Source organism: Lysinibacillus sp. NPDC058147, from assembly GCF_042884205.1.
GTDB lineage: Bacteria > Bacillota > Bacilli > Bacillales_A > Planococcaceae > Lysinibacillus.
Genome location: NZ_JBHVUJ010000001.1, coordinates 538,167 through 547,988 on the forward strand (window position 1 = coordinate 538,167; position 9,822 = coordinate 547,988).

Sequence of the window (9,822 nt, forward strand, 5' to 3'; positions counted from 1 at the left end):
GTATTATTGGTATCCGTCTACAATATGATTAATGTAGAAGGAGTGATTACCAATGAAAAAGTTATCCATAACTTATTGTGAAGCAAATGGCAAATGTCATCTTAAAACGTTTACTAACACGATACCTGTATTGCCTAATGTAGGAGATAAAGTAGGGTTGGAAAATTCATTTTACAAAGTAGAGAGACGGGACTTTGTGTATGTAGAAGAACTTAATACTGTTGAAGTATATATTTTCTTGAGTTAATGCAAGGTCACATCAAACAAGGTGTTACTTTTTATGATGAAATGTAATTATCAATTAGGACCACATTCAAGAGTATAGTCTTTATTTTACACTCATGGTAATATTTATGTGGATTTATTACATTAATGTGCATCGTATTAAACCTCTGTTGAAATGCTTTTAATTTTTGCATTTAGAAATGTTTAAACTGAACCGAATTTGTCTTTAACAAGTCACCTTGGACGTCACCACGCCTTTAATGTTTTTGGATTTTATACAATAATAATGAGCCTAGCTAAAAAACTAGGCTCATTATATTTATTTGTGCTATTATAAGACACGTTAATAATTTTATTTATTGTAATGTACTCTTGAAAGGATGATATATATTATGAGTAACGAGCGATCGAAAATCGTGAGTTTTCATACTCTAGGTTGTAAAGTGAATCATTATGAAACAGAAGCGATTTGGCAGCTATTTAAAGAAGAAGGCTATGAACGAACAGAGTTTGATCGTCAAGCGGACGTATATGTCATTAATACATGTACTGTAACGAATACAGGGGATAAAAAATCACGTCAAGTTATTCGACGAGCTATTCGTCAAAACCCAGACGCTGTCATTTGTGTTACAGGATGCTACGCTCAAACATCTCCAGCAGAAATTATGGCGATTCCTGGTGTTGATATTGTTGTAGGAACACAGGATCGTACTAAATTACTTGGCTACATAGACCAATATCTTACTGAGCGCCAACCGATTAATGCTGTACGCAACATTATGAAAAATCGCGTCTATGAAGAATTAGATGTGCCTGCGTTTACAGACCGTACACGCGCATCTTTAAAAATACAAGAAGGCTGTAATAACTTCTGTACGTTTTGTATTATTCCATGGGCACGTGGGTTAATGCGCTCTCGTGATCCTCAAGAAGTATTGAACCAAGCGCAACAACTAGTGGATGCGGGGTATCTTGAAATTGTTCTAACTGGTATTCATACAGGTGGCTATGGACAAGACTTAAAAGATTATAACTTAGCGCAATTACTACGTGATTTAGAGGCCAATGTGAAAGGCTTAAAACGTCTTCGTATTTCTTCAATTGAGGCTAGTCAATTAACAGATGAAGTGATTGAAGTTTTACGTGAATCAAATATCGTTGTCAACCACTTACACATTCCTATCCAATCTGGTTCTGACACAGTTTTAAAACGTATGCGCCGTAAGTATACAATGGAGTTCTTCGGTGAACGCTTAACTAAACTACATGAAGCTTTACCGGACTTGGCTGTCACTTCTGACGTAATCGTTGGTTTCCCAGGAGAAACTGAAGAAGAGTTTATGGAAACGTATAACTTTATTCGTGATCATAAGTTTTCTGAATTACACGTATTTCCGTTTTCTCCACGTACAGGCACACCAGCTGCGCGTATGGAGGACCAAATTGACGAGGACATTAAAAATGAACGTGTTCACCGTCTAATTGCGTTAAATGACCAATTAGCGAAGGAGTATGCTTCTCGCTTTGAAGATCAAGTACTAGAGGTAATTCCTGAAGAATTCGTGCATGATGGAAGCGATGAGGAAGGGCTTTTAACAGGTTATACAGATAATTACTTAAAAGTAGTATTTGAAGGTCCTGAAAGCCTAATCGGTCAGCTTGTGAAAGTGAAAATTACTCAAGCTGGATATCCACATTCTAAAGGACAATTTGTTCGTGTATTAGAAACAGTAAAATAAAATAGAGTACAATGAATAAACACCGTTCAAAATTTTGGACGGTGTTTTACTATGTTTTCAATTAAAGATATCGCGTATTTTTCCTACAAATAACATGCTAAAATAATATATAAGTGCAATTAGATTACTATCAATATTTATTTAAATGAACTTGACCTTATTTCAACTGATAAAGGAAGTAGGTAAACAAATGTACAAAATTGGATTAGTTGGACTAAAAACTTCTATCGCACAAATATTAGACTTAGCAGAAGAATATAAAAATGATTTAGAATTCATATCCCTTCCTTATGTAGAAATTGAGGAAGTAGAGACGATTATTGAAGAACACAATTTTCAAATACACGCTTGGTTTTTTTCTGGTCCACTTCCATATGAAATTGCCAAAAGGAAATTAGGCGCAGATAAAATAATGGTGCATGTTCCTGCTGCAGAATCAGGTCTTTATAAAGCTTTATTAGAGATGATCTATGAACAGAATCATATTATTGAGAAGCTAAGTATTGATACTATGATCGTAAATAATATTAGTAAAGAAGGTATGTCACAGTTATCTATAAATAATCCAACGATTTATACAAAAATGTTTGAGTTAGATGTAGATACAAATGAATTGTTAAGTTTTCACTTGAACTTATGGAATGAGGGGAAGACAGAAGGTGCTCTAACTTGTTTCCCATCCGTGTGTGAAACGCTAAGAGAACAGGGAGTTCCAGCTTACAAAATGTCAATGAGTACAATGGAAATACGTCAATCACTTCGGATTCTTTCTGAAAAAGTAAAAGCTTCTTATTTTAAAGATACTCAAATAGGAGTTGAAATCATTGAAGTTGAGTATTTTAACAAAGTAGCTGAGGAAATGAAAACACCTTATAATCTACAGTATTTAGAACTTCGACTAAAAGAAATGTTAATTCAACTTGGAGAGAGAATTAATGGCTCTTTTTCTGATAAAGGAAATGGAAGATATATGATTTTTAGTTCCCGTGGTGCTATTGAAAGAGAAATCTTTACACTTGAAGAAACGGTTCAAAGATTGGCGTTTGAAGCAGATACTACTGTTGCGGTCGGTATTGGGTTTGGAGAAACGGCTTATTCGGCAGAAATTAATGCTTTTCGTGCTATTCAGCATTCTAAAGCAATGAAGAAACGTGAAATTGTCATTGTTCAAGAAGATGGACTAATTGTAGAGTCCCCAGGTAAAAAAGAGGAACTGCAATATACTAGTCGTACACAAAATGAAATTCTTATTGAAAAGTTACAAAAAGGTAACATCAGTGTGAAAACATATAAAAAAATAGTGGCCCTCATACAAAAAATGGGGTGGAATGATTTTACAACAAAGGAGATTGCGACACACCTTGAGATGACAGAGCGTAATGTAAGACGTATCGTTACAGACATGTGCAAAGTTGATTTGGCACAATGCATTGGTCAAGAGACGTATGCCACTCGTGGAAGACCAACGAAAATTTATCGATTGTTATAAGCACCTAAATATTTAGGTGCTTTTTATTTTGGTCGTTACTTTTTTATTTGTACTTTTCAGAAAAATCTTGTAATTAAATGCATGAACTCTTATACTTCTTTTAAGGAAATTTTTCTTTAAATAGTCCTTAAATAAAAATAATAATGGGAGTTGAGAAGTGTGTCTTTAATAATGATGATTCAACAATTAGTAGGGACTACTAAAGAGGAGGTAATTGCATGGCGAAGGTTTTTACATAAATATCCAGAGTTATCTTTTCAAGAAGATAAAACAGCACAGTTTGTTTATGAAACATTACAGACTTTTGGAGGTTTAGAAATTTCACGTCCAACTAAAACAAGCGTTATGGCTCGATTAATTGGTCCTAATCCAGGTAAAGTTATTGCATTGCGAGCAGATATGGATGCGCTTCCAATTGTAGAAGAAAATAATTTTGACTTTGTATCAAAGCATCCAGGCGTGATGCATGCTTGTGGACATGACGGGCATACAGCGATGTTACTCGGCGCAGCAAAGGTTCTTACACAATTAAAAAATTTAATTAAGGGGGAGGTACGCTTTTTATTTCAACATGCTGAAGAGCTATTTCCAGGAGGTGCACAAGAAATGGTAAAAGCGGGTGTAATAGAAGGGGTGGATGAAGTGATTGGAATCCATCTTGCGTCCACTATCGAAATCGGTAAAATTGGGATCTGTCATGGGGCTGCTACATCTGGAAGCGATACATTTGATATAAAAATAAAAGGAAGAGGAGGCCATTCTTCAGAACCTCATTTAACGATTGATCCAATTGCAATTGGATCACAAGTAATCAACAATCTTCAGCATATTGTTTCAAGAAATCTTGATCCACTTGAAAAATTAGTAGTATCTGTAACGAAGTTTCATAGTGGGAGTGCTTATAATGTCATTCCTGACACTGCTATTATAAGTGGATCGGTTCGAAGCCTTAATCCTGAAATTCGTCAACAAGTTCCAGATTTAATAAAAAAAGTTGTTAAGGGCGTTACGGAAGCACATAATTCATCATTTGAGATTGATTATCATTTTGGCTACAGTTCAGTTATAAATAACGATAGGGTTAGAGAATTGATAGAAGAAGTAGTAGTTGAAATATGGGAGAAGGATAATTTACTAAGACTACCTGCATTGATGAGCGGTGAGGATTTTTCCGCATTTTCAGATGAACGCCCAAGTTGCTTCATATTTGTGGGAGCTGGAAATCAAAATAAGGGGATAATTCATCCGCACCATCATCCACGCTTTACAATTGATGAAGAAGCATTAGAGATTGGTGTGGAATTGTTTGTTCAATCATCTTTTAAATTATTAGAGATAGAGGGAACAGAAATGATGAATGAAAAATCAATCTACATTCAATGAAAAATAGATAAACAAAGGGGATGAAAAAGATGATACATGAACCAGTTATTGCAACAATGATTATCATGTCATTAATCGCATTGGGGGAAATCATTTCAATTTTGACAAGAGCCAGGGTTTCTATGTTTCTAGTCGCTATAGTTGGCTATCTGGTGTTAATTTGGACGGGAATAATACCAAAGAACCTTATCAGTGACTCCAAATTTATTGAAGTTGGTGCTGTATTAGGAACAGCTCCGATCATCATTCATATGGGCACACTAATTCCACTGAATACTATTCGTAGTCAATGGAGGGCAGTGGTCATTTCATTGATGGGCATTATTGTTGGTGCAAGCTTAATTCTTCTTTTGATTCCTATGATTTTTGATTATGAAAGCGCTGTTGCGGGAACAGGTCCATTAACTGGTGGAGTCATTGCTTTTCTTGTGACCTCGCAGGGGCTAAAAGAAATGGGCTTGACAAGTCTAGTGACAATTTCAGCTTTAATACTATCGTTACAATCTCTATTTGGTATGCCGCTTTCAGCAAATTTATTACGTCGATATGCCTTAAAGTTTAGAGGAACAATTGATTCTAAAACTTATACAGCTGCTACTTTGGATGTTGATGTAGAGGAAGTTATCTCTATGGAAAATGTAAAGGAACGCAGTGACACTTTGATTCCTAAGAAATATCAAACTAATCTTATTCTTCTTTTCTTATTATTTATCGGTGGTGCATTGGCAATGGTTTTAGATCGATTAACTGGTGTACCGTATAGTTTATGGTCATTGGCGATTGGAATTGGTGGTAGATTATTAGGTCTATATCCAGAGCGTGCTATGGAGCGTGCTAATGCCTTTACAGTGGGGATGGCTGGACTCATATTTTTAATTATTGCTACTATGAATGACATAACATTTAGTATGTTTATTAGTCGTCTTCCTGAAACATTTTTAATTATGATTGTCGGAATATTCGGTATTTTTATAGGGGGATTTTTAGGATCAAAACTATTTAAATGGGATCCTTTGAAAGGTCTTCCAGTAGCATTAACAGCCACAGTTGGGTTCCCGGGTGATTACCTTGTGTGTGAGGAGATTAGTAGAAGTGTAGGTAGAAATAAAGAGGAAGAAGAAATAATATTAAATGAAATATTAACGCCAATGTTAATAGGTGGTTTTACGACGGTAACAGTAGGATCAGTAGTTATTGCAAGTATCTTAATCAAAACATTGTAGACGTTTTGTTTTAACAAACGAGACTTTAATTTGAACGTTTAGTTAGAAATAATTGTACTGTCTCTACCAATTGTTGAAGATACATCAATCAGATTACAAATAAATGTATCTATAGTTGGCTTTCTAATGTCTTAAATTACACAAGTTTACTGGTTTTCTAAAGAAATAGAATACATCTAAATTTGGAAAGAAATTAGACGGCAACGTGAAAAAATGTTATGATGCCAGAGAGGTACGTACAACTTATCGATAGAAGGAGAGTCTAATAAAAATGGAACAAAATTTCGCTCGTATGATTGATCACACATTATTAAAGGCTGAAGCAACGAAAGAGCAAATCGAAAAATTATGTGCAGAGGCAAAACAATTTAATTTTGCTTCTGTTTGTGTAAATCCAACTTGGGTAAATTATAGCAGCGAGCTATTACAAGGCTCAGATGTTTTAGTTTGTACTGTAATTGGCTTCCCTTTAGGTGCTAACACGCCAGCTGTTAAAGCATTCGAGGCGAAAGATGCGATTGCAAACGGTGCTCAAGAGGTAGACATGGTTATAAATATCGGTGCATTAAAGGATAAAAACTATGACCTTGTACAAGCAGATATTGCTGCAGTTGTTGAAGAGGCAAAAGGCAGTGCGCTTGTAAAAGTAATTATTGAAACTTGCCTTCTAACTGAGGAAGAAAAAGTAAAAGCATGTGAGCTAGCTGTGGCAGCAGGTACTGATTATGTGAAAACATCAACTGGTTTTTCTACTGGAGGCGCAACAGCAGAAGATATTGCCTTAATGCGTAAAACAGTAGGCCCGGATTTAGGTGTTAAAGCTTCTGGTGGTGTACGAAGCCTAGAGGATATGAAAAAGATGATTGAATCTGGGGCAACTCGTATCGGAGCAAGCTCTGGAGTAGCAATTATGAATGGATTAATTGCAGATTCTAATTATTAATAGAAAATACTTATAGTAAATATTACGGGGCTGTTCTTTAAGAACTAGCCCCATGTACATGTTTACGATTTTTTATTGTACAATACGTGTGACTTAACTTCTATAATCCCCGTAATTGAAACCCCTCAATGATCAATTATGCCTAGGCATAACTGCGTCTGGAATAGCCTTTGTGCATACAACAAAGAATTCCTATCCAATTTCCATGACATCCGCTGAATAATGTTAAAATTTGAGCAAGTTGATAATTTCCCTAATTAGTGATGATTTACATCAAAAATTATAACCAATTGATTTATTGTAATTGTTTCATCCATAATACCCCTCTTTTTAACTCCTAGTAGATGATGTATTATGAAGAGTAATTGCAAAAATGTTAGGGAGGAAATTTATAATTTTTATGTTTTTATAACTATTGATTATTGAACTAATTAATTTTCTCTTTATAAGAACATTGTATAGATACGAAATAAATTCTTACATAACCTAGTAACATCGATAACATAGAAAGATTGAATGCGTAGAATTATCGGGGCGATCCTCTGTTAACTACTATTAATTGATCTTAATTGCCTTTTTTTAATAATTATTCTTAAGCAAAAAATGGGGAAATATATGATGTTTGATGATAAAGGTAACGAATTGTATTAAAAAAGGAGAAACTATCTGTGGAATTCATAAGCAGTTTTATAAGTCAATATGGATATCTTGCTATATTTTTACTCTTATCTTTAGGAATAATTGGCTTACCAATTCCCGATGAGATCTTGATGACGTTTGTGGGATTTATGTGCCAAGAAGGGCATTTAAACTATCTATTGAGTATAATTTTAAGCTTTCTTGGGTCATCTACTGGTATGATCATTAGCTATTTAATTGGTAATAAATTAGGGAAACCAATAATATTAAAGTATGGAAAATGGTTTGGTCTCAATAATAAACGGTTTACTAAAGTTGAACGATGGTTTCATCGTTTTGGACCATGGACAATAATTATAGGGTATTATGTTCCAGGTATTAGACATGTAACGAGCTACATGTCTGGAATAACACAGATGAATTTTAGGACTTACCTCGCTTTCGCTTGTTTTGGAGCTTTAACATGGGTAATTATTTTTATTTCTATAGGATATTTTCTTGGTATAACTCTTTAAAGATAATACGATCAATTTTAATAAAGTTTGATCAGGGCAATGCGTAAAGGATAATAAATTTTTCTTACCGTACAGAACTTAAATGTATAATCAACTACAAAATGTTGCTCGCGTTTTTCAAAATGCGAGCTTCTTTATGTGTTCTAAGGATATTGTCACGCGAGTTATTACCTAAGACGTGCGACCCTGATTCGTATGAGTGTAGTTTAATTTGAGTAAGACATTACATAATCCTTTTTCTAATACGCTTTTAGGGTGAAAAAATCTTTCTTTCAAATCTGCTGCTATGAATAGTAACTAGTTTGACTTCCGCAAGACTCATAACACTAGTCTGAATAATAATTTAATCTACCTCATATACTCCACTGATGTAATTGATTACAGAAGGGAGGATACAATGTTTACGCAATATAAATATTGGAAGCCTTTTATTAGCCCGTTCGATCCATGTCCACCTATAAGGGTTAAAAGTTTCTCTACACCGCCTCAATTATATATTGGTTTTCAACCGCCTGGGCTACCACAATATCAAACCCCTAGAGAAGCTCTCAGATCTGGCACGTTATGGCCTCAATTATTTAGCCCCTATCCAAATCCCCAAAAAGGAGGGATGAAGAATGAGTAAAGAGATAGAGATGCCACCTGAATTTTATAAGCTACTTGAAGAAATACAAGCCATTGATTTTGTAATAGTGGAATTAAATCTTTATTTAGATACTCATCCTCACGATTATGATGCTATTCAGCAATTTAATGAAAACACTGAAATAAGTATGCGACTTAAGGTTGAATTTGAGCAAAAATTTGGACCGCTTATGAATTTTGGGAGAAGTTATTCAAATTATCCTTTTAATTGGGTAGAAACACCTTGGCCATGGCAAGTCTAACTTCTTTCAGAGAGTGTTTTTAGTAGCGAAAGTGAAACGATAGCTACTAATGTTTATGTAGCGTTCTGGAAGCAACTATGTCGCGCCATAATTGATTATGAGTAACTAGGAGGAATTTTTTTGTGGTATTACGAAAAGAAGCTCCAGTATCCAGTGAGGGTGAGTACATGTAACCCTATGCTAGCTAAGTATTTAATTGAGCAGTATGGTGGTGCAGATGGAGAATTAGCAGCAGCACTTCGGTATATGAATCAGCGCTATACTATTCCTGATAAAGTGGTTGGATTGTTAACAGATATCGCAACAGAGGAATTTTCTCATTTAGAAATGATTGCCACGATGATTTATAAACTTACGAAGGATGCCACTCCAGAGATGCTAAAAGAGGCTGGTCTTGGAGAGCATTATGCCAATCATGACAGTGCATTATTTTATCAGAATGCAGCTGGATCACCGTTTACGGCAACTTATATTCAGGCTAAAGGGGATCCTATTGCTGATTTGTATGAGGATATCGCAGCTGAAGAAAAAGCACGAGCGACATATCAGTGGCTTATTGACTTATCGGATGACACTGATTTGAATGATAGCTTGAAATTTTTACGGGAACGAGAAATCGTCCATTCTCTACGTTTCAGAGAGGCTGTAGAAATTTTAAAAGACGATAGGGATAGTCAGAAAATCTTTTAACTTCTTTTTTCAGCAAATGGTTTTTGTAGCGAAAGCGAAGCGGCAGCAACAATGTTTTATACTGTGCGAAAGCGAAGCGGCAGCAA

The 9,822-nt window shown here is 35.1% G+C and carries 10 protein-coding genes; all 10 read left to right on the forward strand.

The window, feature by feature from the left end:
• Positions 1-52: 52 nt before the first annotated feature.
• The 10 genes from ACFVT8_RS02635 (at position 53) to ACFVT8_RS02680 (ending at position 9,736) form a co-directional block, all read left to right on the forward strand.
• The gene (locus ACFVT8_RS02635) at positions 53-247 is read left to right on the forward strand and encodes a hypothetical protein (protein ID WP_387082084.1); all 195 of its coding nucleotides are present in this window, start codon (positions 53-55) and stop codon (positions 245-247) included.
• 370 nt (positions 248-617) lie between these two features.
• On the forward strand, positions 618-1,967 hold the full coding sequence (mtaB, locus tag ACFVT8_RS02640; RefSeq protein WP_387082083.1) for a tRNA (N(6)-L-threonylcarbamoyladenosine(37)-C(2))-methylthiotransferase MtaB: 1,350 nt from the start codon (positions 618-620) through the stop codon (positions 1,965-1,967).
• A gap of 190 nt (positions 1,968-2,157) precedes the next feature.
• Positions 2,158-3,456 (forward strand): hypothetical protein, encoded by a 1,299-nt coding sequence (locus ACFVT8_RS02645; protein ID WP_387082082.1) that lies wholly within the window; start codon positions 2,158-2,160, stop codon positions 3,454-3,456.
• Positions 3,457-3,627: 171 nt separating this feature from the next.
• Positions 3,628-4,839, forward strand: coding sequence for an amidohydrolase (locus ACFVT8_RS02650; protein WP_387082548.1), 1,212 nt, complete (start codon positions 3,628-3,630; stop codon positions 4,837-4,839).
• A gap of 29 nt (positions 4,840-4,868) precedes the next feature.
• A complete protein-coding gene (locus tag ACFVT8_RS02655; RefSeq protein WP_387082081.1) occupies positions 4,869-6,062 on the forward strand; it encodes a hypothetical protein in 1,194 nt (397 codons plus the stop codon).
• A gap of 271 nt (positions 6,063-6,333) precedes the next feature.
• Positions 6,334-7,005, forward strand: coding sequence for a deoxyribose-phosphate aldolase (gene deoC, locus ACFVT8_RS02660; protein ID WP_387082080.1), 672 nt, complete (start codon positions 6,334-6,336; stop codon positions 7,003-7,005).
• Between the two features lie 668 nt (positions 7,006-7,673).
• Positions 7,674-8,159, forward strand: coding sequence for a DedA family protein (locus ACFVT8_RS02665; protein ID WP_387082079.1), 486 nt, complete (start codon positions 7,674-7,676; stop codon positions 8,157-8,159).
• A 397-nt stretch (positions 8,160-8,556) separates the two neighbouring features.
• Complete coding sequence (locus ACFVT8_RS02670; protein ID WP_387082078.1) at positions 8,557-8,784, forward strand: spore coat associated protein CotJA; 228 nt, start codon at positions 8,557-8,559, stop codon at positions 8,782-8,784.
• Positions 8,777-9,046: a spore coat protein CotJB gene (locus ACFVT8_RS02675; protein WP_387082077.1), complete on the forward strand. Its 270-nt coding sequence runs from the start codon at positions 8,777-8,779 to the stop codon at positions 9,044-9,046. The genes ACFVT8_RS02670 and ACFVT8_RS02675 overlap by 8 nt, the downstream gene beginning before the upstream one ends.
• 120 nt (positions 9,047-9,166) lie before the next feature.
• A complete protein-coding gene (locus ACFVT8_RS02680) occupies positions 9,167-9,736 on the forward strand; it encodes a manganese catalase family protein (RefSeq protein ID WP_387082076.1) in 570 nt (189 codons plus the stop codon).
• Positions 9,737-9,822 lie beyond the last annotated feature (86 nt).